This is a genomic window from Chryseobacterium sp. SIMBA_029 (assembly GCF_046535275.1).
In the GTDB taxonomy this organism is placed as follows: domain Bacteria; phylum Bacteroidota; class Bacteroidia; order Flavobacteriales; family Weeksellaceae; genus Chryseobacterium.
This window is the reverse complement of the sequence record NZ_JAWRXA010000178.1, coordinates 1-293: the sequence shown is the minus strand read 5'-3', so window position 1 is coordinate 293 and position 293 is coordinate 1. Positions and strand designations below refer to the sequence as shown.

The 293-nt window shown below is 57.3% G+C and carries 1 protein-coding gene; it reads left to right on the top strand.

Annotation, left to right across the window (positions count from 1 at the left end; all coding sequences use genetic code 11):
- Positions 1 to 8: 8 nt before the first annotated feature.
- Positions 9 to 293, top strand: a 285-nt coding sequence (locus SB679_RS23720) for an MFS transporter (protein ID WP_410704715.1), incomplete at its 3' end; no start/stop codon positions are given.

Sequence of the window (293 nt, the reverse complement as noted above, 5' to 3'; positions counted from 1 at the left end):
GGCTCGCATTGGGTGGGGAGACAACCGGTAGCCAGAGCTACATCGTTGAGTCGGCACCGAACGACCGCCGCGGCCAATGGGTGAGTTTCACGCAGCTATTCGGCCAGCTTCCAAACGCAATCGTCGCTGTCCTTCTGATTGCCGTCCAGGCTTTCGCAGGCTCGGCGGCATATGAGAGCAGGTACTGGCGTATCCCGTTTCTGATTGGCGGCGTCATCGGCATAGTAGGTTTCTGGATTCGTCGAAACGTTGACGAGCCGGAAGAGTTCAAGCAGGCGATCCGAACAAAAGAA